The organism is Sutcliffiella horikoshii, from assembly GCF_002157855.1.
Lineage (GTDB): Bacteria > Bacillota > Bacilli > Bacillales > Bacillaceae_I > Sutcliffiella_A > Sutcliffiella_A horikoshii_C.
The window spans coordinates 495,026-519,749 of record NZ_CP020880.1 but is presented as its reverse complement, the minus strand read 5'-3'; the positions used below and the strand labels follow the sequence as shown (position 1 = coordinate 519,749).

At 40.4% G+C, this 24,724-nt stretch carries 31 protein-coding genes; 8 read left to right on the top strand and 23 right to left on the bottom strand.

Going from position 1 to position 24,724, the window contains the following annotated elements; genetic code table 11:
• Window positions 1–237: 237 nt before the first annotated feature.
• The gene (locus B4U37_RS02740; RefSeq protein ID WP_088016962.1) at window positions 238–711 is read right to left on the bottom strand and encodes a GNAT family N-acetyltransferase; all 474 of its coding nucleotides are present in this window, start codon (window positions 709–711) and stop codon (window positions 238–240) included.
• Window positions 712–715: 4 nt separating this feature from the next.
• Window positions 716–1,477, bottom strand: coding sequence for an SDR family oxidoreductase (locus B4U37_RS02735; protein WP_088016961.1), 762 nt, complete (start codon window positions 1,475–1,477; stop codon window positions 716–718).
• A 52-nt stretch (window positions 1,478–1,529) separates the two neighbouring features.
• Here B4U37_RS02735 and B4U37_RS21790 point away from each other — a divergent pair, with 52 nt between their 5' ends.
• Window positions 1,530–1,688, top strand: coding sequence for a hypothetical protein (locus B4U37_RS21790; protein ID WP_157663689.1), 159 nt, complete (start codon window positions 1,530–1,532; stop codon window positions 1,686–1,688).
• A gap of 80 nt (window positions 1,689–1,768) precedes the next feature.
• Here B4U37_RS21790 and B4U37_RS02730 read toward each other — a convergent pair whose 3' ends face one another.
• From B4U37_RS02730 to B4U37_RS02680, 10 genes are all read right to left on the bottom strand, one after another.
• Complete coding sequence (locus tag B4U37_RS02730) at window positions 1,769–2,281, bottom strand: P-loop nucleotide/nucleoside kinase family protein (RefSeq protein WP_088016960.1); 513 nt, start codon at window positions 2,279–2,281, stop codon at window positions 1,769–1,771.
• A gap of 2 nt (window positions 2,282–2,283) precedes the next feature.
• Window positions 2,284–2,808, bottom strand: a complete 525-nt coding sequence (locus B4U37_RS02725) for a YcxB family protein (RefSeq protein ID WP_088016959.1) — start codon at window positions 2,806–2,808, stop codon at window positions 2,284–2,286.
• Between the two features lie 489 nt (window positions 2,809–3,297).
• Window positions 3,298–4,143 (bottom strand): LCP family glycopolymer transferase, encoded by an 846-nt coding sequence (locus B4U37_RS02715; protein WP_088016957.1) that lies wholly within the window; start codon window positions 4,141–4,143, stop codon window positions 3,298–3,300.
• The gene (locus B4U37_RS02710) at window positions 4,133–4,657 is read right to left on the bottom strand and encodes a sigma-70 family RNA polymerase sigma factor (RefSeq protein WP_088016956.1); all 525 of its coding nucleotides are present in this window, start codon (window positions 4,655–4,657) and stop codon (window positions 4,133–4,135) included. The genes B4U37_RS02715 and B4U37_RS02710 overlap by 11 nt, the downstream gene beginning before the upstream one ends.
• Before the next feature lie 181 nt (window positions 4,658–4,838).
• On the bottom strand, window positions 4,839–5,306 hold the full coding sequence (locus B4U37_RS02705) for a DUF5662 family protein (protein WP_010191948.1): 468 nt from the start codon (window positions 5,304–5,306) through the stop codon (window positions 4,839–4,841).
• Window positions 5,307–5,309: 3 nt separating this feature from the next.
• Complete coding sequence (locus B4U37_RS02700; RefSeq protein WP_088016955.1) at window positions 5,310–5,897, bottom strand: GNAT family N-acetyltransferase; 588 nt, start codon at window positions 5,895–5,897, stop codon at window positions 5,310–5,312.
• Window positions 5,898–5,908: 11 nt separating this feature from the next.
• Complete coding sequence (locus B4U37_RS02695) at window positions 5,909–6,442, bottom strand: GNAT family N-acetyltransferase (RefSeq protein ID WP_088016954.1); 534 nt, start codon at window positions 6,440–6,442, stop codon at window positions 5,909–5,911.
• Between the two features lie 16 nt (window positions 6,443–6,458).
• The gene (locus B4U37_RS21785) at window positions 6,459–6,611 is read right to left on the bottom strand and encodes a hypothetical protein (protein WP_157663688.1); all 153 of its coding nucleotides are present in this window, start codon (window positions 6,609–6,611) and stop codon (window positions 6,459–6,461) included.
• Between the two features lie 151 nt (window positions 6,612–6,762).
• Entirely contained in the window at window positions 6,763–7,449 is a 687-nt protein-coding gene (locus B4U37_RS02690; RefSeq protein WP_088016953.1) for an HAD family hydrolase, read from the bottom strand.
• Window positions 7,450–7,709: 260 nt separating this feature from the next.
• Window positions 7,710–8,219, bottom strand: a complete 510-nt coding sequence (locus B4U37_RS02680) for a DUF4269 domain-containing protein (protein ID WP_148966200.1) — start codon at window positions 8,217–8,219, stop codon at window positions 7,710–7,712.
• Between the two features lie 371 nt (window positions 8,220–8,590).
• Between B4U37_RS02680 and B4U37_RS02675 the strand changes: the two genes are divergently transcribed.
• Window positions 8,591–10,143, top strand: a protein-coding gene (locus B4U37_RS02675) for an IS3 family transposase (RefSeq protein WP_088016950.1) whose coding sequence is annotated in 2 segments (ribosomal slippage) — window positions 8,591–9,227 and window positions 9,227–10,143 — 1,554 coding nt in all. Because the reading frame shifts where the segments join, the coding sequence is not laid out codon by codon here.
• A gap of 108 nt (window positions 10,144–10,251) precedes the next feature.
• Here B4U37_RS02675 and B4U37_RS02670 read toward each other — a convergent pair.
• The 5 genes from B4U37_RS02670 to B4U37_RS02650 all read right to left on the bottom strand — a co-directional run bounded on the left by B4U37_RS02670 (window position 10,252) and on the right by B4U37_RS02650 (window position 13,964).
• Complete coding sequence (locus B4U37_RS02670) at window positions 10,252–10,653, bottom strand: hypothetical protein (protein WP_088016949.1); 402 nt, start codon at window positions 10,651–10,653, stop codon at window positions 10,252–10,254.
• Window positions 10,654–10,810: 157 nt separating this feature from the next.
• Window positions 10,811–11,455, bottom strand: coding sequence for a peroxiredoxin-like family protein (locus B4U37_RS02665; RefSeq protein WP_088016948.1), 645 nt, complete (start codon window positions 11,453–11,455; stop codon window positions 10,811–10,813).
• A 138-nt stretch (window positions 11,456–11,593) separates the two neighbouring features.
• Entirely contained in the window at window positions 11,594–12,466 is an 873-nt protein-coding gene (locus B4U37_RS02660; protein WP_088016947.1) for an AraC family transcriptional regulator, read from the bottom strand.
• Window positions 12,467–12,566: 100 nt separating this feature from the next.
• Window positions 12,567–13,229, bottom strand: a complete 663-nt coding sequence (locus tag B4U37_RS02655; protein ID WP_088016946.1) for a Type 1 glutamine amidotransferase-like domain-containing protein — start codon at window positions 13,227–13,229, stop codon at window positions 12,567–12,569.
• A gap of 24 nt (window positions 13,230–13,253) precedes the next feature.
• Window positions 13,254–13,964 (bottom strand): GNAT family N-acetyltransferase, encoded by a 711-nt coding sequence (locus B4U37_RS02650; RefSeq protein ID WP_088016945.1) that lies wholly within the window; start codon window positions 13,962–13,964, stop codon window positions 13,254–13,256.
• Between the two features lie 103 nt (window positions 13,965–14,067).
• Between B4U37_RS02650 and B4U37_RS02645 the strand changes: the two genes are divergently transcribed.
• Window positions 14,068–14,478, top strand: a complete 411-nt coding sequence (locus B4U37_RS02645; RefSeq protein WP_088016944.1) for a DUF4181 domain-containing protein — start codon at window positions 14,068–14,070, stop codon at window positions 14,476–14,478.
• Window positions 14,479–14,742: 264 nt separating this feature from the next.
• Here the strand turns inward: B4U37_RS02645 and B4U37_RS02635 are convergent, their stop codons facing one another.
• A complete protein-coding gene (locus B4U37_RS02635; RefSeq protein ID WP_088016942.1) occupies window positions 14,743–15,600 on the bottom strand; it encodes a GAF domain-containing protein in 858 nt (285 codons plus the stop codon).
• A 501-nt stretch (window positions 15,601–16,101) separates the two neighbouring features.
• Here B4U37_RS02635 and B4U37_RS02625 point away from each other — a divergent pair.
• Together B4U37_RS02625 and B4U37_RS02620 are read left to right on the top strand one after the other, a co-directional pair.
• Window positions 16,102–16,548, top strand: coding sequence for a hypothetical protein (locus tag B4U37_RS02625; protein ID WP_088016940.1), 447 nt, complete (start codon window positions 16,102–16,104; stop codon window positions 16,546–16,548).
• Window positions 16,549–16,614: 66 nt separating this feature from the next.
• Window positions 16,615–17,082 carry a hypothetical protein gene (locus tag B4U37_RS02620; protein ID WP_088016939.1) on the top strand — a complete coding sequence of 156 codons (468 nt, stop codon included), beginning with the start codon at window positions 16,615–16,617 and terminating at the stop codon, window positions 17,080–17,082.
• Here B4U37_RS02620 and B4U37_RS02615 read toward each other — a convergent pair.
• The 4 genes from B4U37_RS02615 to B4U37_RS02600 form a co-directional block, all read right to left on the bottom strand.
• The gene (locus B4U37_RS02615) at window positions 17,079–17,612 is read right to left on the bottom strand and encodes a GNAT family N-acetyltransferase (protein WP_088016938.1); all 534 of its coding nucleotides are present in this window, start codon (window positions 17,610–17,612) and stop codon (window positions 17,079–17,081) included. The two genes, B4U37_RS02620 and B4U37_RS02615, sit on opposite strands and share 4 nt — an antisense overlap.
• A gap of 6 nt (window positions 17,613–17,618) precedes the next feature.
• The gene (locus B4U37_RS02610) at window positions 17,619–18,233 is read right to left on the bottom strand and encodes a GNAT family N-acetyltransferase (RefSeq protein ID WP_088016937.1); all 615 of its coding nucleotides are present in this window, start codon (window positions 18,231–18,233) and stop codon (window positions 17,619–17,621) included.
• 433 nt (window positions 18,234–18,666) lie between these two features.
• Window positions 18,667–19,386: a YebC/PmpR family DNA-binding transcriptional regulator gene (locus tag B4U37_RS02605; RefSeq protein ID WP_088016936.1), complete on the bottom strand. Its 720-nt coding sequence runs from the start codon at window positions 19,384–19,386 to the stop codon at window positions 18,667–18,669.
• 52 nt (window positions 19,387–19,438) lie between these two features.
• Entirely contained in the window at window positions 19,439–20,323 is an 885-nt protein-coding gene (locus B4U37_RS02600; RefSeq protein ID WP_088016935.1) for a LysR family transcriptional regulator, read from the bottom strand.
• Between the two features lie 112 nt (window positions 20,324–20,435).
• Between B4U37_RS02600 and B4U37_RS21780 the strand changes: the two genes are divergently transcribed.
• Together B4U37_RS21780 and B4U37_RS02595 are read left to right on the top strand one after the other, a co-directional pair.
• On the top strand, window positions 20,436–20,594 hold the full coding sequence (locus B4U37_RS21780; RefSeq protein WP_157663687.1) for a hypothetical protein: 159 nt from the start codon (window positions 20,436–20,438) through the stop codon (window positions 20,592–20,594).
• Entirely contained in the window at window positions 20,591–21,895 is a 1,305-nt protein-coding gene (locus B4U37_RS02595; RefSeq protein ID WP_088016934.1) for a uracil/xanthine transporter, read from the top strand. Before B4U37_RS21780 ends, B4U37_RS02595 begins: the two co-directional genes overlap by 4 nt.
• Before the next feature lie 524 nt (window positions 21,896–22,419).
• Here the strand turns inward: B4U37_RS02595 and B4U37_RS02590 are convergent.
• Window positions 22,420–23,586, bottom strand: coding sequence for an IS256 family transposase (locus tag B4U37_RS02590; RefSeq protein ID WP_088016864.1), 1,167 nt, complete (start codon window positions 23,584–23,586; stop codon window positions 22,420–22,422).
• 409 nt (window positions 23,587–23,995) lie between these two features.
• On the opposite strand from B4U37_RS02590, the gene B4U37_RS02585 reads away from it, so the two are divergent.
• Window positions 23,996–24,379 (top strand): hypothetical protein, encoded by a 384-nt coding sequence (locus B4U37_RS02585; RefSeq protein WP_198317070.1) that lies wholly within the window; start codon window positions 23,996–23,998, stop codon window positions 24,377–24,379.
• Window positions 24,380–24,724 lie beyond the last annotated feature (345 nt).

Below are 24,724 nucleotides of genomic sequence, written 5' to 3'. Positions count from 1 at the left end.
GCGTATAGACGCGTTCTATTTGACCTTTCCACCTATTTCACTACCACTTCGGGCGTATAGACGTGTTCTATTTGACCTTTCCACCTATTTCATCATCGCTTCGGGCGTATAGACGCGTTCTATTTGACCTTTTCACCTATCTCGTCATCGCTTCGGGCATATAGACCCGTTCTATATGACCTTTTCACCTATTTCACTACCACTTCGGGCAAATAGAGCACCTACCCAGCTATCCCCCTACTGCAACACCCGCTCAAACACCACCATATCCACCGCCTGAATCCCATCCTCAAATATCGGTTCCGGATACTTCAAAAAGAAATCCTTCCTTATTTCCGCCATTCTAAATCCAGCTTTCTGATAGAATGCAAGGTTGGCAATGCTGGAGTTGGCGGTGCCGACCATCATTTTGCGGAAACCCTGTTCTCTGAAAATCTCGAAAGACAAATCAATGACCTGCTTCCCTAGTCCGAGCCCGCGAAACTGTGGATCCAACGCGATGTTTTTCAGCTCAACCACATCTGCCAACTCTTCTACAAACAAGGCCACACCACCCACCATGCCGCCTCCCAAAATAATCACAAACATTTGCCCCTCCGCAATATACTCCTTCACCACGGTCTCGCTCTCATCCGCCATTATCAAATACGGCAAGTACTTCAAGCGACCCGAACTCTCAACCAACTCTAATCGTACTCTCGTCTCTCCCATAATCCTACCTCCTAAATCCACCTTCTGAATGGATAATCTGTCCTGTCACCCACTCTGCTTCTTCACTGACAAGAAACTTTATGGTCCGTGCCACATCACTTGGCAACCCTACACGTCCGGATGGGAACATGCCAGAAAGACCTAGCTTAATGTCCTCTGTCATCCACCCTGTGTCAGTCGGACCCGGGTTAATTGCATTGACTGTGATTCCAAGCTTGCCAACCTCTGCCGCTAACGTTATCGTCATGGCGTCAATCGCACCTTTTGTCGTCGCATACGACAGCTCGCCTGGCATCGGCCCACGAAATTGACCGGATGTGAGATTAACAATCCGTCCACCGCTGCCAAAGGTGAACTGCTGAGCAAATCTACTGCTCAACAGCACAGTAGCCCGGATGTTTACAAGATAGTGCTTATCCAGATCCTCCGCTGTTATCTTGCTATAATCATCATTGGTGGAGTAGGCCGCGTTATTCACCAGAATACTAGGCTCACCAAGGTCCTCCCTCACATTTTGAAACAACACATCAGCCGCTTCCACACTTGTGAGGTCAAGCTCCATCATGCCCACTGACACGCCAAATCTCTCCAGCTCTTCTTTTAAAAGTTGCGGTTCTCTAGCTTCAGAACCCCACGGCATCTCCTCATCATAAGGCGTCCAGTACGTAAAAAATATAGGGTGTCCCGCTTTTGCCAACTCCCTGCACACCGCTGCTCCAATTCCTTTTAAACGACTCGCGCCAGTTACTACTGCAATTCTATTCATAAAATAACCCTCCAATTTTTAGGGTAGAAACAAGTATGGTCCGATAAAAGAGATGTTTTTCCAAAATAAAAAAACAGGTGCACCAAAGGCACCTGTTTCAAGTGGGGTATCGACTCCACAACATGTGTATCCCTTTAATGAAATGATGGACGGACAGACTGATTCCTTGGTCGGAACTGCTGACACTATCCAGTTACTCAATTTTCATTAAAGGTTATTCCACATTGTTAGACTTTCGATTCCCCTTCCGTTCATCTCTTTCTTTTATGGTAAGAATTTTTAAGGGGTCTGTCAAGAAGAATAACGCGTAATGTTATTCGCGATTTCTTCTATAATGACATTCGGTTCCTTATTGGTCGTATCATACAAATGAGGCGCGTTTTTCTCTTTATTTTCCAGCTGATGGAGAAGCTCCAAAGATCGCGGAATCATACCGGTGTCTCCTCGTTTGGTTATTCGTTCCACAAGGGCATCAGGGTCGGCGCGCAGGACATAGTAGTGAAGTATTATATCCAAACGTGTCTGATGGAGTTCCTTGCAAAACCATTCCAACTCATCCTCCACCACATAATCGATTACAACATCATAGCCATTCAGCAGAAAACTCTTGGTCAGGCTGCTTAAGTTCTGCCAGACGATGGAGAGCTTCTCTTCCCAAGCAGGTTGCTCCTCACCAACAAACATAGCGCTGATGAGATCCCCCTCAATCAAAACCGCTTTCTTTAATTTGCAGGCCAATCCCTTTGTAATGGTCGATTTCCCAACACCGCACGGCCCGGAAATGATATAAACGTTCCTCGTCATGGCTACACCGTTTCCTCTAACAATTTCACTTTCTGAGTCAATGCGTTATTATGTATAATTTTTCTCAGCTTATTCATCTCATGGTTGACCATAAAGCTTTTCGGCAACAAGACCGCCTTATTTTTCGAAACATAGAATAGGAACATTTCCTTCTGTTCATGAATGGAAAGGATATCATCCCACTCCCAAAACGCTTCCGCTTTCCGTCGTTTCTGCTGGATACCATCCTCACTGATTGTCAAAAAGACCTCATTTTGCATCAGCTTGTCACTTTTGTATTCTTTTGCAGAACGAAAATTCATTACAATTGTTAGCATTAGTTTAATGATACCCCACAGGATGAGGGCAGTAATCAAGGCAAAAACCCATCCTAAATCAAGGATTAGCCAAGTATACAAAAAGAAGCCCAATAACAAGACAGTCAGCAATATCTTGTTCAACGACTGAATATGATAGCCCAAGAATTTCTTGAAAATCTCCTTACTAATTACTCCACTTACAGAAACTACTTCTTTCTTTTCTTCCAAAAAAAATCACTCCTCTGTTACAAGGATAACATGAATTTAACCGTTTAGCCTGCTAGACTGGCTGCCTACTCCATCGTCCCGTCATCAAAAAAACGCTTCTCACATTTAGGGTAAACATACGCGTAAGACAGCTCGATTTCCTTGTCATACTGGAGAGGAAGCCGCTTCTTACAATTAGGACATCTCCAGAAAATGAGGGAAACGATAGTGAATAACATTACAATAATAATAGATAAATAAAACAACCAGACACTTTCAAAAACCTGCCCTAAAAAACTGAAAAACCCTCCCACAAACAACATCCACACAATTCCATTCCTGATTCTTAACGGGTTTAGGTACTTCCTCCACTTTCTTCCCACCGCTCTCACCCCTTTGTAAGTTATACGATTCTTTTGCTTGTATGTTTCACTTGGATGCAAAAAAGAGTGGTTTTTACGTTTGGGGACGTAAAACTACCACTCTTGTTTAGTTCATTATAACGTTTTTCTATTGCTTCAAACTACTTATCACTTCCTCCAACTCTTCCCCTTCTAATTTGTAATAATAGATCCCCTCCATTTTTTCTGCACTTGCTTTCTCCGCAATATTGATTGTATTTATTTCTACTGCTTCCGGAATCCCCTCTAAAACATCTAATTCAATCGGTTCTTCCGACATAACCCCTAATACAGCTGATAATAGTTCATAATGTTCCTTTTCCTCGTTCTCCGTTAATAGATCTCTTATCGAAAGGGAGGTTAACACTTCTTCTCCTCCTAATACTTTTCCACCTGACTCCATCGTAATTCCGCCAATTTGATCAATAAACTTTGTAAACTCATCTTCCGTTAACACTGAAAATGCATCATCTCTAATCTGAAAGAAATTTAGTAGCGTTTTTTTAACTCCCTCCTGTCCCCCATACGCATAGGCATGTAACATTTTATCCCGTCCTATTTCTTTACCTTCCCCATTAAAAATAGGTACATAAAGATCTCTTGGAACAGACAGCACATTTAAAGTTTTCAAATTCGTATTATAGGAATAAACAATATTTAATGAGGCTCTAAAATTCTCATCTGTTACTAAAAGAACCCCTGTCTGTATATGTTTAGTGGATGCGCTATTAAGGTTATCCTGTTTCTCTTCGCTAGGAAAAGACAACAAAACCATTAATAAAAATACGGTTGCAACTCCAAGGAAAGAGGTAAGCACAACAGGCTTAAATCGAAAAAAAGAAAACTTTTTATTCTTTCTGGTATGAAGCTTTTCGAAAACTTTCTTTCTATCATCAGCGCTAAACTCCACTCGGTCAAAGCCCTCGAAAAACGTATCTTTCTCCTTATTGTTCATAGATTTCTCTCCTTTCCACTTCCTGCTTTAACCTCTCTCTTCCTCTCGTTATCCTGCTCTTAACAGTACTAATTGGCACACCTAGTAGTTCAGCAATTTCCTCCATCGTCATTTCATCATAATAATATAAGAAAATAATTTCACGGTATTTTGGTGGCAATGTAAATATTGAGCTTTTCACCCTACCCATTTCCCACTTCTTCAACGCCTCTTCTTCCGATGACATGGCGCTACTTCTATTCCCTTGATAAATCTCCATCATTCTTGACCTTTTATAGGCCCAACTCTTTAGATAATCCTTACATTCATTGATGGTAATCCTGTAAAGCCATGTTTTCAGAGTAGACTCATGTCTGAAGCTTGTTATTTTTGAATAACACTTGAAAAATGTATTTTGCACAATGTCTTTTGCAATCTCCTCTTCTTTCACATAAGAATAAGCAAGTCTTGCCAACTGATCGCCATACTCCAGCATAACCTTCTCTAATAATCGCGCTCTCTCGTTTTCGTTCACAATATCCCCTCTTTTTCTCTATAAGCACCCGTTGGACGATTGAGTGGATGGAATTGTTTCAAAAATACCTTAAATTATTTTACACTCTTTGGAGTAAGGGGTTAAAATACAAAAACCCAGGGTCATTAAACACTGGGTCTTTGAGGAAATTTAATAGTCTCTTAAGAACGGTATTTTTTATCTATGTATCTGTCTCAAATGTATCTTTATAATCCCTTAACAATATTTCTAGCTCTATTCTTGTATCTGGATGCAGTATGATTTTATCTCCAAGATTCAAGTTATAACTTTTAACTTTCCTTCCCCACTTTCTTGAGAAAGAACGCCAATCACAGACCATTTCAATGAGATACTTTCTTGGCATAGGCAAAGCTTGTTTAGTACGCGGGTCTACCACCCAATACTCCCAATGATGCTTATTCTTATTTTGATGGTGTAGCCAAGCGTATTTCCACCTTAATTCATCGTCCGCGCTTTTATCTTCATTGTAAAAGAACTTCTTTGCATAAGGAAAAAACTCTTGAGGTGAAAACTTTGAACAATCATGAATTATTCCTTGTAGGTACAGCCCTTCTTTCCAACACTCGACAAGCACATTTAATTTATGTTCAATGATATACAGGAAGTACTTCCTACAAGCTAGTAGCATATGTTATCCTCCTGTGTCATACTTCCAGTCCATTCTAGTTAATGTATAGTGATTAAACAATTCACCTTCTATCATACGCTTCCCTTGAAAAGTGAACCCACATTTCTCAATCACTTTGATAGATAATGGGTTATGTGGTAAAGCTACCGCGTTAAGAATCTCTAAATTTGTGTTTGTGAATAAGTAGTTTATTAACCCTAAAGAGGCCTTCTTTGCGTAACCCTTCCCATGGTACTCAGCTGAAATGGCATACATAATTTCTCTATTCGGAGCAGGAAGTTCCTCTTTTATGCCAGTACAACACCATCCAATGAATTCATCTGTTGCACTTATAAATACTCCTAGTTTTAGAAAGTGACCTTCTATATCAGCTGTGCTTTTAACCGCTTCAAGAAACTCCTTGTTCGCTGGTATTTCATAGTTAGTAACCCAATCTATTCTTTGCTCTTTCGTCGACTTCCAATCTGGCAGAAAATTAGATATCTCAGGTTGATTGGAGATTTTGTATATACTGTCTGCATCTTTTATGGAAAACTCTTGGAGATAAATATCTCCACAATCAATCCTAAGAAGTTCTTTCGACACTCTCATCCCCCCTTGACCTATTCAAATTTAACTCTCCAAATCATATGATGATAGCCTTCGCCCCAATAGTTTTCTAACAAATAAGCAGGTTCCCCAAATTTCTTGTTCCAAATACTTTGTGCACGTGCATACCCGCTATCTAAGCAAAACTCACGAATCCCTTTATTCCGCAGTGTTTGATACATATTTTCTAAAAGTAAATTCCCTACTCCCATCCCTTGGTAGTCAGGATGAACAAACACTGTACCCACCTCATGCAATTCCTTTAAAGCGTTATCTGTACATTTACAAATAAGATCGCTAGCTGCACCATGTTCTATCGTGCCAATAATCTGGCCTCTCTCTAATGTCAGCAGAAAAAATCGATCCTCTCCATTGCTTGTCAGGTCCCCAGCTAAGTAAGCTTTCTTGGACTCAACCTCCGCTTCTAGATCCTCTAACTGATCCCCGATACCCTCTTTATTAAATGTATCTTCAATCACCGTTCTGAAAAATTGATGCAACTCAACTATTTCTTCCGTTCTTGGCCTTCTTATCTCTATGTTTAGCACCCTTGAACCCCTTCTCTTATTTGTTTTTAATTTCTTCTAATAAAGATATTACCTTTTCATTTTGTTCTATTAACGTATCATTTTGTTTTCTAATTCTGGCAAAGTCGAATAAAAATATAAAAACAGCTATGGTAATAATGATAAGCATTTCAATGCCTCTCCTCTTCACTTTAAAAATATTTAGTACCTTTAACCACCCATGAGTTGGTTCACGAATGCTAATTGCTCGCTTAAGCCTCTATTGTTTTTTCGCGTCGAGTGCATCTTTAACAGTATAGTAACCTTATGTTTTCTTGTGTTCTTCGCCTTGTATATTAGAACTATTTCCGGAGTAAGTAGTCATCCTTTACCCGGCTTCCCAGCAACAAACCCATTAAATCATCAATACTAGAAACGATGTAATTCGGCTCTGCATCCCTTATTTCTTCCTGAGATCCGTACCCATACGTCACTCCAATAGAGTGAATCCCTGTATTTTTCGCCCCAATGATATCGTGCTTCCGATCTCCAATCATGACAAAGTCACTACGATTAAAATCAGTATATTTATCAAGTATGTATTGAATGATTTCCGTTTTGGATGACCTTGTTCCATCGAGGTTACTTCCGACAATCAATTGAAAATACTTCTCTAACTCAAAGTACTTTATTATCTGCTCAGCAAAAACGGTAGGCTTTGAGGTTGCCACCACTAATACAAAGCCCCTCTCCTTTAACGCCTCTAAAAGTAAGGAAATATCAGGGTATAGGACATTCTCAAACATTCCCTTCTCCTTAAACCTTTCTCTATAAAAACCAATAGCACGTTTTGATTCTATTCCATCCAAACCATAATACTCCGCAAAAGAAACCTGGAGTGGGGGACCGATAAAAGTCTCTAGTCTATCTATAGAAGGTTCCACAATATCCATATTCTCTAATGCAAATTGAACCGATTTAGTGATTCCTTCTTTTGGATCGGAAAGCGTTCCATCTAAATCGAATAGAATGACCTTGTATTCTGCCAAAATAGTTTCCTCCTTTGCACTACCGATTACTAATTACCTCTTAGCCAACCGTGAATGTCGTTTATCAGCCGCGTTCAAAATAAATAAAAGAGAAAAAAAGTTAATGAAAACTCCTACAAAAATCATTATCCAATTAGACATTAGAAATAAATCTACTATTAAAAATGAGAGCAAAGGTGTTATTAATATTAGGGTCATACCTATTAAGAACGACTTTTTCTCTGGTACTGCTCGAACCTTATGTAACAGCCTATCCATACCTACACCATCCCTTCTTCCACACCGAATAAAAGAAGGCCTTCATAAGGATCACCGCTAATGTTAAGAAGTTTACAAAATGCGGGTTCCGTTTTGTATCCCTGCTTTTTAAGACTTATCACTTTTTCTCTTAAATCTGGATCTCTTTGCAACAGTTCATATTCAATCATCATATGCAAATACGCAAATTGCTTATGGACAGGTTGAGCTTGACCGAACAATTCAAACTCAAAATTTCGGAACGTAAAATTCGCCTTCACAACATTTCTCCCTCGGATCACGGTCCTTTTTAAGGTGAAATTTTCTTTATCAGCGTAAAGATTATGTAATTTGTTTGAGAAAATATCTAATTCTCTTACTTCCATAATGATGTCTAAGTCTGAACCTTTTACATCAATTCCGATGGGAAGCGTTCCACATAATACAGGATTATAAATATGTAAGTCATTTAAAATATTCAATTCAAGAATGGCAGAATAAGCCTTCTGTTGCTGTATATTGCCGGTCTTCATTTGCTCGAAAAGGTTATTCAATGAACCCACTCTCCATTTACTAAGAAAAATTAGCGCTATCCCAGACTCCTTAATAGCGCTCTTGAAACTATACCGTTTATAGACTGGGATTGCCTTTTTAAGTAAATAATGTTTTATAATCCGGATGAAGACCTGAGCCGTCCGTTTTTTCTGCTTGTGATGTCTTCATAACACCGATGAAGACCTGACCAATCCGCTTTTCTTGCTTCCGATGTCTTCATAGCCCCGACGAAGACTTGACTCATCCGTTTTTCCTGCTTGTGAAGTCTTCATAGCCCCGATGATATGCTCCCTTTTAAGTAGACAGATAAAAAACTAAAAATCTGTTTCTGCTAAGGGGAGTATTTATTATGTCAAAAAAAGCTAACTCTTTCGATGTCAAAATCAATGTCATAAGAGCCTGGGAAAATCGCACGCACACTATTACAGATTTAGGCCATATAAATAATGTTAGTCCATCCACTATATATAATTGGATCGATAGATATGAAAGTCTGGGGGAGAAAGGTTTACACCCTACCTCAAAAGCGTATTCGAAGGAATATAAGCTGAAGGTAGTCCATGAATACCTTAACGGTGGGTATTCTCAAAAAGAACTTGTTAGGAAGTATGAAATATCAAGTAAATCTGTCCTCCAAAAGTGGATTAAGAATTATAATAGCCATAGAGAGTTAAAGGATACTTCAAAAGGAAGGAAATTCACTATGACTAACAAAAGAAAAACTACCTTAAATGAACGAATAGAGATTGTGCACTATTATCTAGAGAACGGCATGGATTTCCATAAGGCAGCTGAGACCTTCCAGGTCTCTTACCAACAAGTGTATCAATGGGTTAAAAAGTATGAGAATGGTGGCGAAGAAGCCCTCCGAGATAAACGTGGGAGGAAAAAGGAAGAAGTGGAACTTTCTCATGAACAGAAAATACAACGAGAGATGCATAGGCTAGAAAGGGAAAATGAACGATTGCGAGCTGAGAACGCATTTCTAAAAAAGTTAGAGGAGATCGAAAGGAGGCAAAAATAAGTCAGGTACGCCATGAGGAGAAATATTTAGCTATTCAGGAACTGGAACAGGAAGAAGGATTTTCTATCGTGATGCTCTGTGACATTGCGGAGATTGCCCGGTCTGCCTATTACAAATGGTTGAAGCGCGAGCCTTCAAAACGTGAACGGGAAAGTGAAAAGTTAATGAAAGAGATTTCTACTATATTCCAAAAAGTGAAGGGGATTTATGGATATCGTAGAGTGGCCATTACTTTGAATCGAAAGTTAGGAAAAGCTTATAACCATAAACGTATCTATAGATTAATGCGTGTTTTAGGCATTCAAAGCATTATTCGAAGAAAAAAGAGCCGTTACAAAAAAGCGACCCCTAATCATATTGCCCAAAACTTGTTAAACCGGGAATTCCAAGCGGAAAAGCCAAATGAAAAGTGGGTGACGGACGTTACGGAGTTTAAGTTCGGTAAGGCTACAAAGGCTTATTTGAGTGCCATTCGAGATTTATATGATGGGGCTATTATTAGTTATGTGTTAGGACTTAAAAATAACAATCAGCTAGTGTTTAAAACCTTGGATCAAGCAACTGCCATGTTGAATGGTGAACAGCCGCTTTTACATAGTGATCGAGGATTTCAATATACCCACCTTGAATTCAAAAGAAAAATTGATACAGCAAAGATGACTCATAGTATGTCCCGAGTTGGACGATGTATTGATAATGGTCCAATAGAGTCTTTTTGGGGGACATTGAAATGCGAGAAGTATTATTTGGAGAAATATGAAACGTTCGACGATCTTGAAGAGGCGATTGATGAGTACATTCATTTTTATAATCATGACCGCTATCAAAAACGTTTAAACGGTCTTAGCCCTTTAGAATACAGGGCTAAGACCGCTTAGTCTTGTTTTATTATTTCGAGTGTCTACTTGACAGGGGGCAGTTCACGATGAAGACCTGACACGTCCGCTTTTCTTGCTTGTGAGGTCTTCATAAATATAAAAAGTTATTTAATCTTCCTTCAAGCTATCCAACAACACATATCCAAAAACCACCCCAGCTAAAGTTGCAAAATCAAAATGTATGATGTCCATTGCAAACGGAATGTATTTAAATAGGCCCGTAAGTAAAAGTACAGGAACCAAAGAGACGTAAAGTGTTGGGAGTCCGACTGCCAGTAGCTTCATCCAGTTCACTGACCATACTTTTTCCTGTTGTATCTCTTTTATTAATTTAGGCAAGCGAAGGAGTATTCCGATTAAAATCGGGAATAAAGCGGCAAATATCACTTGCGGCCAAAAATTATAGTTCATTTGCGCTTCATTCAGTAAATACAACTCATACCTTAATCCGGCATAATATATTAACCCGATAACTATTGTCCAGACAAAATACCTGAAAAATTTCTTCATGATAAACCTCCCTGTATTTACTGGGTGTTCCTTAGTATTTATACGGGGATCCAGTTGAAAAGTTTCACGTTACTCTGTAAAATTTTTCTAGCTCTTAAAAAAGAGCAAAAATGGCCTAAGAATAGAATCCCAGGCCATTTTTCTATAATATTTATTTTTAGATACTCTTTAAAACATCAATCACTTTACCCGGCTCTACACGTTTTGTATAGTCTGAATCTACATCTGCAAATACAATGTTACCTGTTTGATCAATAACAAATGTCGCTGGTTTTGGTAGTTCCCAATCATCATTTCCATTATGGTCCGAAACCATTAAGCCTGAACCTTTATATATCTCTACTAAATAATCCGGCATTTTAAATACCAAATTAAATTGTTCTGCAACTTGATTGCCTTCATCACTTAGCACCAAAAATTCCAGTTCATTTTTTTCCTTTGTAGACAGGGAAGCATCAGGTGTCTGAGGACTGATGGCAATTATAGTTGCGCCAGCGTTTTTGATAGAGTCTATTTCTCGCTGATAGGCTTTTAATTCAAGGTTGCAGTATGGGCACCATCCGCCTCGATAGAATGTCAAGATTAACGGGCCTTTTTCAAGTTCTTCCTTCATGGACACCATTTTGCCAGTTGCGTCAGGAAGGGTAAAATCCGGTACTCTCTCTCCCTCTTTTAGCCCCTTTGCCACTCCGGACTCCTCTAATTCTTTTGTTGCCTGTGCCATTAAACGTTGTTTTTCCTCTGAAGCCTTTTGTTTAAATACCTCTTTATAAGCTTTAATTTCTTCGAGCAAAGTAGACATCCTTATCTTACCTCCTTATGATCTGTTCGAAATAACCTTAACAAAAATATGTTTTCTTTTCTTCTAATTTGCTTGAAGACAGAAATCCAATACATAGAAAAACGCAGGAGATTACCCCCTGCGCTTTACGTCCTTTATTCACTTCTTTAAAACCGGAATCCATATTTCACATTTCACTGATGGTGCTGATAAATCTTTACCTTTAATCGACAATATTTCAGGCCCTTCTGTTACTTGATAGTTTGAAGATGGGAACCACTCAGAATAGATTCTTCCCCAAGTTTCCTGGAGGGTTTGAGGAAATGGTCCGGTTGATTCAAATATGGCCCATGTTAAGGAAGGGATTTTCAGTTTTGAAAAATTCTCAGGTTTCTCATGAGTTGTTGCGACTCCAATATACTGATCCAACTCACCTTTCTCTTCCATCCGTCCTTCCGAGAAATTAGTAGATGCTTGAATCATACCCTTTGGTTCCACATTGGAGAGCTTTTGTAAATGAGCTATTTTATCAGCATCTAAGGATTTCCACATATCTGCAATTTCGGGATTTTCCCCTTGAAAAACGATGGGTACCCGTTTCATGATTCCAATGATGTGAAACGCTTCTTTCTGTTCTATTCGATAATTCATTTCATTTCCTCCTCTAATTGATAATTGAAAGGTCATAAGAGGATAGGCTTTTAGCTGCTGACCACTTTCTCTTGCCTCTGATGGTGTAATGCCGTGTAAATTAAAAAAGGCTCTAGTAAAAGAATCAGGTGAATTGTATCCATACTTTATTGCAACATCGATTACTTTTACCTTACTATTAGGAAGCTCCAATGCTGCCAAACTAAGTCGTCTGCGGCGTATATATTCTGATAGGGTTATACCCGCAAGGAAAGAAAACATTCTTTTAAAATGATATTCAGAACAATGAGCCGTCCTTGCCACGACCTTAAAATCTATTTCATTAGTAAGGTTTTCCTCGATATACTTCATGGCAATATTCATGTTCTTAAGCAAATCCATTAATATGACCCCCTTTCATCAATAGAATAACAGGAGTTTAAACTAGTCATCCGATATTTTGTGCACCGTTTTGTAGGATTATAATCTGTTCGTTTTAGAGCTAAAGTAGCTTCCAATGTCCTTCGGTAACAACTTCTACTGCTCCGTCTATTACTTTGATAGCTGTCATGTCATCAATCGCATATGCTGGTCCTTGCATTCCTGCGGCCCATTTCTCTGCAGCGGCCATGGTGTTTCCCGGCAACATTTCGTGATCCAGATGCGGGAAAATTGCAAAATCAACGAGCCCAAGCGTTTTATCCTCACCGTTTGGCGGAGTCCAGCCAACGAAGAACTCTCCAATTTTCGGGGCCATCACCATGCTCCCCGCACTCATTCCCACATAAACTGCGTTCAGCTCCGGCAAGAGCTCTGCAAGTCCCGATTCCTTCATCCAGTGGTACAGGTAAAGCGCATCTCCGCCCGATACAAGCAGGACGTCCGTCTCCCGGACCAACGGCACCCAGCGGTCTTGGTCGATACTTGGCAAAGCTGTGAGCTCAAGCACACCGACAGACTTCCACCCCAGACTGACCATGGGATTATCAGAACTACCCCGAATGAACTCCCAGGCTTTTTCGCCGGGACCAACCCAGGGATGTCCATACATCGCAGTAGGAATGCACAGGGCCATGGATTCGGCAATAGGCTTGTCCAACATATCAACCAAAGCTTCGTGAATACTTTTGTTATTGACCCCTGCAGATGTTAGCAATAATTTCATAACTACACTCCTTTTAAAATGAGCTCATCTGACTATCTTATAAATGCCTTTCTTATCCCGGAGTTGGCAACCATTTTTCTCAAAGATTTTTATCATATTAGCATTGTTAACATCTGTGCTGCCAACATAATAGGTGGCATGGAATATCTTAAGTAACTCCATACTTACTCGATGAATTTGTGCACCAATCCCTTGTCCTCTTAGCTCAGGAACTACTCCGAAATAAAATAGTCTCCCTTCATCTTCTGTTCCCATTTCAATGTGAGGGATACTTATGCCGGCAAAAGCTCCATCTTTTAAAAAATAATAGCAATGTTTGCGCCATTCCGGTCCTAGTTCATTTTCTAGTGAACTCATCACCTGGGCTATAGGTTGCTTCGTATTCTTGTTAGCACTTCCCGATCGGCAAAGCTCATATAGCTCAGCGTATTTTTGATCATCCATTAATCCTTCTGCAAGGGAATAGCAGACTATTTGGTCGTTCGTTAAAGGTAAGTCGTTTAGTTTTCTTGTGTATTCCACGATACTTGAAATCTTGTGAAACTTCTTTTCAAGCAACCAGCTTTCAAATTGTTCATCGATTAGCAAGGACAAGTAGCCAATTTCTAACCGGGTCCACTCCTCTAGGATATCTGCCAATCCGTGTATGTATAATTCCGTTGAAACATCTCCCTTTCTAACTTGGTCCACTAGCCAGTATTCTTGCTTGTTTTTGATGATATTAAATTTGTTCAATTTGCTCTCCCCCCACTCAAAAAATACCATATTAGGCTATGGTAATCTAGAAATAAATGGAATACACTTATCTATAGAGAGTTTTCTTAAATGGAGGTTACATATGTTTTGGTTAAATATTTTCTTTATTGTTATTATCGTTTCTCCCATCATGTATCTAATAAAGAGGTTATTACGGAGTCTATTTAACATTGAAAAAACTAAAAAGAAGTTCTTTTCATATAATCATATTAATAAATGGCACGCAAGAATCGATTGGGGTTTGAGGTTAGTTACTGTGGTTGTAAACTTCATTCTAATTTTCCTGATTTCTTATGAGCGCATTTCTATTTTGAGTATCTCATTGGTTCTTGTATTATTAATTATTTCGGACTATTTGGTGCGGGCTTTCTTTGAATGGAGATATACTGATAATCCAAAAGAAGCGATTTTAACCATTAGTGACATGGTAATATTACTTGTTTCAGTCATCCTTGTTTTTGGGATGAACTTGTTAAATTTAAATGTTAGCTAAGGAGGAAAAAGCAACCATCGAATTGGTTGCTTTCAGGATTAGGACTTCTAAAATCGCCGGCTGCGCTGCAGTCGGCGGAAGTGACGGATATCAAGAAATTTTGCGATATATCAAGAAATTCAGGGTGGATATCAAGAAATTTCGGAATTTATCAAGAAAAATAAGGTGGATATCGAGAAATCCCACAATATATCAATAAATCCACACACATTTCGACAAGCTTAAAGCAACCATCATCTTGGTTGCTTTTTTCAAGTAGATTATTTATTTATTCTTTAACAAAGTTAACCCAATTTTCTTTAATGCCTGTTCTAAGTTGGATTGAACGAGGATATCATCTGTCTCAAATCCGACGCCAATAGCTTTGATGGCAACATCGGGGGTAATTCCAGTTAAGATTGGTTTTACGCCTATTATTTGAAGAAGATTGACTATTTTAAGTAAAGAATAGCTGACTATTTCATTTATTTTTCCAATTCCCGAAAGGTCAATAATTAGATAGTCCAAGGCTAGATCCTGACTTTTTTCTAACGCAAGGGAGATGATTGTATCTGCTCGTTGTTCATTGACATTACCTGTAATAGTAAGGATGGCAACACCTTTAGTTATAGGAATGAACGGAACCGAGAGACTCCGGATTTGTTGGTAGGCTTCATCCAGTTCAAGGACATATGTAAGCAGCGATCCCATTGTTTCAAAAATTTCAATTAGTTCTTCCCGAAAATTATATGGTCTATTATCCAAGCCGCATAGCGTGCCGTAATTTTCTCCATCTTCATAGTAAATAGGTATACCTATAAAGCTACCCTCACCTAGACTTTTGGTGACAACCATGTCCTTTGTCAGGTCACTTTGTGTAATATCCGGAATGATTAAAGGCTTGGTGCCGTGGTCCACAGATAGCTTGCAGAATGTCTGCTCAAAAGGAAGGGTTCCACCTTCTTCTAGCAAAATATCCTTTTTATTTAGTACTTTCATAATTTTGTTCGTACAGCGGTCATTCTTTGCAATGAACAGGGTATTGATGTCGAGTAGCCTGCTCATCATTTTCAAGATATTATCCGCTGCTTCATCAAAATTTTTGTAAATCATTTTCTGTGGACTATAAGAAGTGTTTTGCATTGCACGGTTCCCTTCTATGGATTATGCATCCTATCTCTATAAAATAATTATGTAGTACTAAAGTCCATCTCTATTCCCCCATTCCCTTTTTTCTATTATTATAATCTACTTATTTGCATCAATTTCGTTTTAACCTACGAATTTATCAGAAAATTATCTAATAAACTAAATACTAGGTCATTGTTCACGATATAAAATAAAAGGGGCGATGGTTAAAATGGGATTACTGGCTAACTACCGGTTTCTATTTATAAGTATATTTTTAATGCTGTGGTTTCCACAGGCTGTTTACGGGGAGGTCGCATCCACCCCTATTACTTCCTCAGAGGCCCAGCCAAACAAATTCATAGTCATTTTATGCACAATTGCCGTGATTCTGCTTTTCTCTCTTTTTAAATGGTGGAAAGACAAAAAAGCTGCATAGGGAAAAGTGAAAAGTCCAAGCATGCCGAGCCATTTCTCATATCCTATAGATAAGACTTTTTATGGGAGTGAAATGGGATGGGAAATGCATGCCTAGATTTCAATATCAGAACACAATTTACTTCTACCGTGAGTGATCGGGATCTTAGCCGTATTTTAAATGGACTAGCTGAGGAAAGCGTGAATATCAACGGCTATTTCCAGACGCTTACCGGTAAGAATTTCAATTTTGTCCGCATGGTTGTTGGTACTTCGGCTGAAGAGAGCGAGCTTGATATTCGCAAAGTTCGCAAGGTGATGAAGCAGGTGGGTGTTCGTTACAGAGAGAACCAGGTAATCCAACTTCTTGATAGTATTTCTGGTGTACCTGGGCAAGTCAATGCAATCTTCGGCACGCTTTGGTGCAAGATGCAGGTTCGCGCGGTTTATCTTGGGGAGGATAATAATATTTTTTTGGATGTTTCAAATATCGGATACGCCATTCGGTTGCTGTCTGAAGAGGACCCGCTTCGTTGCCTTGACTGATGTGATAGCCTTTTGCTTGAGTGTTGCATAGTATATCGTAAACTCAGGTAGAGGGAGTTGTGGGCGATGCGGGAAATGCCGGAAGTGGTGGAGTCTTTTGATTATTTGATTCGGACGCAATTTTCTTTCCAGGTGGACAATTGGGCATTAAGCTTTATGTTGGATGGCTTGGCAGAGCAAGAGGTTAATGTAAATGCCTATTTTCATACAAAACTGGATGAGGATACACACCTTGTAAAAATAGTGCTTGGCAGCAGCATGGGCGAAACAACAAAGGACCTTCAGGGGATGCGCAGAGTTTTGCGCTGTTACGGTATTCCTTTTAAAGAAAGACAGGTTATCCAGGTGGTAAAGCTGCCGGCGGGACAGTCCGGACAGCTCAACGACCTTTTTGGTGCGCTCTGGTGTGAGCTGCAGGTAGAAAGCATGTATTTAGGTGAGAACACGAATGTGTTTCTCGATACTTCTGACTTGGAACGGGCAATCGAGATTTTGTCACATTCCGCTTTGATTATCTGTCCAAAGAATTATTAGAAATTGACGCTGTCTTGGATTAGCGTAGTGATGTTCTGATCCCAATCGTTGCGCGTGATGGCATAGCCCACTGAATCATATAGCTTCTCGTTTTGAGGCCAGGCACTTCGGTGGTAGGCTTCTTTGACGTACCCACTGTTGTGGAATGTCTTGCGCATCGCCAGGTTGTCGTGGCGGGTATGGCCTTCGATTCTTATTAAGTGCGGATAGTTGGTGAATGCAAATTCTGTGAGCCATTTTACGGCATGGGCTCCTCGGTTTTGTCCTCTCGCTTGTTGTTTGAGTCTTATGTCAAAAAGGCAGGTCGGATCCTCTAGGTCGAAAAGTCGGAACATGCCAATGACAGTATTGTTTTTGTCTTGGATGAGGAAGGTTTTGGTGCCTTCTTTTGTGTAGTTGCCTTGTTGGATGGAAGTTAGGATGGCTTCCTCTGTCGGGTTTTCGGTGCCATGATAAGGCCAAGTTTCTGTTGTTAGCAGATGGACAAGCTGGTATTCGTTCTCTTTTGTGAGTTCGGTGTATGTTTGCATGGTTGGTTAGATGCCTCCGTTATGTGTTGGTGTTGGAGTTGATTCGGACTTGGATTGCTCCCATTCCTCGCGCAGCATGCCCATGCGGATGGAATCATACAGTTTGCCCTGATAGGTGCGGACATTTCGGATCCTGGCTTCCTGTGTGAAGTTCAGTTTGGTGCCAACTTTGACCATGCGATGGTTGCCGGACCAGGTTGTGTAACCAACTCTCGGGATTTGCCGTTTTGTTTGGAAAAGGTGATCGGTCCATAGTTTGATGGCCTCGGTTCCGTAGCCTCCGTTCCAATATTCGGGCAGGTAGATGATGATGCCCATTTCAAGCCAGTTGGACGGTTCGTGCTCCCAGTAATAGGTGAGGCTGCCGATGGTTTGAGGCTCGGCGTCTTGCGTTTGTATCAGGTAAATCGAGTCCAGTCCATCGTTTAGTTGTTTTGTCATCTTGGAGATATATGTTTCCTTATCGATCATTTCGAGTGGGAAGTATGGCGCGTCCCACTTTTTATATTCCGGGTTCGGGTCGCCGTACATTAGAAGGTAGAGTACCGGCAAGTCTTGGATGGTAAGCTTTTTTAGTTGAATTTTGGTTCCTTGGATGGTGGTTGAAGTAGATGTTGTCATACGTAAAGGCTCCTTTGAGTTAGGTAATTAAGTAATTTACGTTTTTAATAGAGTTTTAGTTTCATTTTTTGTTTGATTCAGATCTCTTAGTGGCGATATTTGGATTCTCGATAAATTGAAGTGTTTTTTCGATTAATTGAGAAGGTTTTATGACTAATTGGACCGCTTTTTTTACTAATTCCCCTCGTTTTTCGACTAATTCCCATCAAAGGATTGAACGCTGCACAATTTCACAAAAAATTCTACCTCAGATCAAGAGAATGCATCTTTTATACTAGTATAACAATTTTTAAACAATCGTTTGTTCAAGAAAAAACTAACCTCTTGCGCCCCAACGGTTTCACTCGAAAATTTTAAATTAACTTTTGAGATTGCTATATTAGAAAAAAACAGGCCCCATCCCTAAAGATAGAAGCCTGTCCCAGAAATCAACTTATTCACCTAAATCCACATTATGGTACACACGTTGCACGTCGTCGCAGTCTTCCAACGCATCAATCAGCTTTTCAAACTGTTCTTGTGCGTCACCTGGAAGCTCTACCTCGTTTTGCGCCAACATCGTCAACTCCGCTACGGAGAATTCTTCCACTCCTGCACCCTTTAACGCTGTTTGCACGGCATGGAATTGGTCGGGCTCTGCGTACACAATTACCGTTTCTTCTTCTTCCAAGATATCGCGCACATCAAGGTCTGCTTCCATCAACACTTCAAGCACTTCGTCGGAATTTTTGCCTTCGAATGCGAATACAGCCGTTGCGTCGAACATGTAAGCAACAGATCCACTTACACCCATGTTTCCGCCATTTTTTCCGAATGCTGCACGCACTTCGGATGCTGTACGGTTCACGTTGTTTGTCAGTGTGTCCACGATTACCATTGATCCATTCGGTCCGAAACCTTCGTAACGAAGCTCGTTATAGCTTTCTTCCCCGCCGCCTTTTGCTTTGTCGATCGCGCGGTCGATAATGTTACGTGGTACGTTGTACGTTTTTGCACGCTCAAGTACGAATTTCAGTGCCATGTTGGATTCTGGATCCGGCTCGCCTTGCTTTGCTGCTACATAGATTTCAAGGGCAAATTTAGAATAGACTCTACTCGTATTCTGATCCTTTGCCGCCTTTTTTTCCTTAATGTTGTTCCATTTACGACCCATATATATTCACTCTCTTTCAGAAATTAAAAGATATAACTTGTTCTATTATACATCAACTTCCCAAAGGGTTTCGAGAGATTTCCTTATACATCTCCAGAAATCTGGTTGCCACCTTTGATAAATAGTACTTTTTCATCCAGGCAACCCCATATTGAGTTGTCAAGTCCTCATCCTCCACCAAATACGAATGGACTTTTGCTTCAGAAAAAATATGCATGGCGCTCTCTGGAACTAAGGTTGCTCCAAAGCCTTGTTGGACAAGACCAGCAAGCAAAGTTAAATCTGAACTCGCACACACAATGTTTGGTTCATATCCTCTTTGTGCAAAGGACTGAAGGATATAATCGTACAGGCCTTGTCCCTTTGTGCTTGGCAAAAGCAGCGTCTCCCCAGCAATCTTCTCTAAAGTCACCGGTCCATTCCAAGCTTCCCGGCTGACAAAATAGAAGGGTTCCCTCTTCAGCATAAAATGTCCAAATTCTTCTGATTGAACGGGAAAACGAATCACTGCCAAGTCTATAGCACGTTCACGCAGCAATTGAAACAGCTGACCTGATTCATTTTGATGAATTTCATAAGTTACCGCAGGATACTTTTCCTTGAATGCAAACAACAATCTGCTGAGCGACATCTCAGACAGCGTGTTCACCCCAATTTTTAAGGAACCCTTCAATCCTTCCCCTACTTCCTTTACCTCCTCCATGCCCTCTTCCATCAGCTTTGTGACCTGAACAGCATGGTGATAAAGCTTTACTCCCGCTTCTGTCAGCCGAAGCCTCTTTCCTTCACGGTGAACAAGTCTGATTCCTAATTCCTCTTCCATCAACTTTAATTGTTGACTTAATGGGGGCTGGGACATATGTAATTTCCGGGCAGCTTGTGAAATATTTTTTTCTTCCGCAATGACAGTAAAATAACGCAATTGCCGAATATCCATTCCCTTTTCATCTCCTATATGTTTTTCATATGATTTCACAACAAAACAAATATCATCCATATGGTTTTACATATGATACCATATATTTGGAGAAAGGCAGGAGAAGAACGACATGAGAGCGATTCTGATTCTTATCATACTTAATTTAATTGTGATGGTTGCTTTACTTATAGACGCAAAAACAACAAGTGATGATGCCAAAGTAAATGTGCATCATCCTATTCATGTGTATGCTGTAGAACATTTGCAACCAGGAAAGGAACATCTATGAATAAATTAACCTCATCGTTTACGATGTTTTCTTCGTTACAATGGCTCTTTTTTATGTTCGCCAACACAGTTGTGGTTCCGCTATCTGTGGGGGCCGCTTTTGATGTGTCACCGGAAGTAAGCCGGATGATGCTGAGTGCCTCCCTGCTTTTCACTGGGCTGGCATGCATCTTCCAAGGGTGGATGGGCCACCGCTACCCTCTGCTCGAAGGACACTCTGGTTTGTTGTGGGGGGTAATGCTGAACCTTGGACTTACCGCCTCGTCCCTAGGAATGAGTTTCACGGAAATCGGTGGAGGGGTTGCCACAGGACTCTTGCTTGCAGGCGGATTTACGATGCTGCTCGCGGTGTTTGGATGGACTTCGGTACTGCCGCGGGTATTCACACCGATGGTCATGACGGTGTATCTTTTCCTATTAACCTTCCAATTGATGATGGTATTTTTTCAAGGAATGCTTGGGATGACAGAGGATGGCGTAATGAATGTGCCTGTCAGCATCCTTTCTGTGGTGCTGGTCATTTTTGTTAGTGTGTTGAAAATAAAGGCACCAAGGGTTATCGGGAATTTCGCGATTCTCATAGGAATTGTAGTTGGTTGGATCGCCTATGTGCTGCTGTTCCCAGGTAGCGGTCAGGAAGCGCCAGCAGCGGCCTTTGCGTTTGATCTGTTCCCGCTTGGAGCACCGAACCTTGAATACGGAATTATAGCGGTCGCGTTCTTTGCAGGTGTATTGAATATGAGTAACACGATCGCCTCTGTTCAGGCTGCAGCAGACCTTTACGGTGAAACAGCCAAACCAGGACAATTCAGAAACTCATTCTTTTTTACCGGATTGTTTTCAGTATTTGCGTCCCTGTTCGGACTCGTCCCGTATACGCCGTTCACCTCGACGATTGGATTTTTGCAGAGTACGAGAATTTTAGACCGGAAACCATTTTTCATTGGCGGCATCATGCTTGCAGCCATTGGCCTTGTACCACCGTTGACCTCGTTCTTGGTGACGATGCCGATGACGGTCGGGAATGCGGTGCTGTTTGTGGCATACCTACAATTGTTCGGGACGGCGTATGGCAGTTTGCGTGGCGCTGTTTTCAATTCCGATACCATTTTCCGTTTGGCAGCACCAGTTTTGTTGGGAGTGTGTTTGATGAACACCTCGCCGGCCGTGTTTGGTCCGCTGCCAGTGCTATTGCAACCATTCTTGGCGAATGGATTAATCATGGGCGTGCTGCTTTCGATTGTGTTGGAAAAGGTGACGAATTGGGGGCAGTATGAGGATAAGGCGGTTGGACATAGCTGATGAAAGAGGTAACCAGAGTGTGTCTTTGGTGACCTAAAGTACGAGGAAATGTAATAGAGGGGTAACCAGAGTGTGTCTTTGGTGACCTAGTGTACGAGGAAATGTAATAGAGGGGTAACCAGAGTGTGTCTTTGGTGACCTAAAGTACGAGGAAATGTGATAGAGAGGTAACCAATGTGTGGCTTTGGTGACCTAGAGTACGAGGAAATGTGATAGAGGGGTAACCAGAGTGTGTCTTTGGTGACCTAAAGTACGAGGAAATGTAATAGAGGGGTAACCAGAGTGAGTCAAGTCCATATTAATGTGTAAAAATAGTTACAATGAGATCTAATGCTAAATGTGTTATGGGGTTATGTTTTCAGGTCTTGTTCTTCTTAAAGGTTTAGGGTGTATTCTTTACCCCCTAGGGGGTAAAATTTCCCCTTTTTATGGCCCAGTCACTGTAAGCGCTTTTTTATTTAGGTAGCAAACATTAATGTGACAGTTCACATAATTCCGTTTAGGGAATTAAAAAACTATTTTACTTAGATATGGTGTATATACTTTGACTTACTCCATTCCTCCTCCATTTTCATCAGTACAGATCCAATTATACGTATTGCAGATTGATCGTTCGGGAAAATTTGAATTACCCTTTCTCTTCTTCTTATTTCCCTATTTACTCTTTCTAGCATATTGGTTGTACGTAAGTGTTTGTGAAGCTCAGCTTTTTGAGAATGAAACTGCATTGCATCTTCAAAGCCAGCATCCAACGTTTCAATTACCTTAGTAAACCCTTTTACTTCATAATACTTCTCAATAAAGTCGCGCTTCAGTTCTCGGCTCAATTTAATGTTGGATGTTCTAAAGATTTCCTTGAGTTCTGTTTTTGCTTCTGAAGAGTTTTTCTTAGGAAAAGAGTCCATTATATTCCTAAGAAAATGAACACAACACCTTTGCCAAGAGGTTCCTAAAAAGGATTCTTTTATAGCAGCCACTAATCCTGCATGTGCATCAGAAATCACCATCTTAGGTGATTGTATCCCTCTTGACTTTAAGTGATCAAAGAAATTAGACCAACTTTCTTCTGATTCCCCATGGGTAACCCTTAACCCAATAATCTCTCTATGTCCTTCTTCGTTTACACCGCAAGCTATAAGTACTCCTTTTGAAACAACCCTATCGTTCTCACGAACTTTAATATACATGGCATCAACATATATGTATGGATAATAAAGGGTGTTTAATGGGCGGTTTCTCCACTCATTTACTATTGGATCCAATGATTTAGTGAGGTTAGATACTAGTGATTTAGATACACCTTTTCCACACAGTTCTTCTACAATCTTGGTAACTTTACGAGTTGAGACTCCATTTACAACCATCTCAATCATAGAAAGAATCAGAGCTTGTTCGCATCGCTCATACTTTTGGAATACAGAAGTTGAAAATTCACCATCACGAGTTCGGGGAACCTTTAATGTGAGTGAGCCAGTGCCGGTAATTAATTCTCGTTCATAGTAGCCATTCCGATATCCTCTGCGGTCATCCGTTCTCTCGTGAGAGAGAGCATTAATATATTCGTCCCTTTCTTTCTCCATAAGCGAATTCAATACAAGGGCTAAAGATGCTTTTACCGGGGATCCTAAAGAGCTTTTTTCTACCTCGGCTTTAAGTTGTTCCAAATTTATAGTAATATTAATGTTGGTCATTATCATTGCCTCCGTGTGTGATTGTTTTTCGTCGAACACATTGTAACACGGACATTGATAATGGCCTTTCTTTTTACACAATTATATAGACTTAATCCCAGAGTGTGGCTTTGGTGACCTAAAGTACGAGGAAATGTGATAGGGGGGTAACCAATGTGTGGCTTTGGTGACCTAGAGTATGAGGAAAAGTGATAGAGGGGTAACCAATGTGTGGCTTTGGTGACCTAGAGTATGAGGAAAAGTGATAGAGGGGTAATCAGAGTGTGGCTTTGGTGACCTGATGAGTATACAACTCGGGCAGGCTTGGCTATAATTCAGCTCTTTTCAGCAGTAAAACTACTTTAATAATGTTTCCTTTTCTCTTTCCAGTGGTAGGATAATAATTATGAAGAAAACGGAGGAACCTACCATGCGCCACATACAATTTAAATACGAAGTCACAAGACACGCTTTATCCGCGCTGGTTGATCATTATAAACCTTGGCGCTATGGAAGAATCCTCTTTTATGTAGGGGCTCTGCTTTTCAGCATTTATTCTTTTTTCGATTTACTTAAAGTTTACGGTGAAGTATCTACTGGACTGTTTGCCATGTCAGCCATTATGGCATTTCTGGTTCCGTTGGTGGTTGCGTTCCTTTTTATAAAGGTCATCACTTTTATTGCTGGAGTCATTTTGGTAAGGAAGCCCATTTATGATGAGGAGATGGTGGTGCAGTACCAGGAGGGGGATGAATTCTTCCTTGCGGGTAATGTTTCAGGATGGGATTGCGATTCCAAAGCTGTCATCGCTTGATGAAGGCTATGAGGAGAGAGTCGAGTTTCTGATTAAGAGAGTAAAATGAGCAAGAAGCCTTTCGCGGATATGGAAAGGCTTCTTTTTTATGTGCAAAAAGGTCATTTTGAAAGTGGTTTTGGGTAACTAGGTTTGATTTCAGGGGCAGCGTCTATTTGCGGGACCGGAACTGACTGTTTGAATCGTGAAAATGCAGATATCCATTGTAAATTCGATTTATCCATTGTAAAACCAATATATCAATTATAAAAATGATATATCCATTGTAAGAGGCAAGATATCCATTGTAAAAATGATATATCCATTTTAATGAATCATCGCCCCACGATTAAAGTACTCTCTACA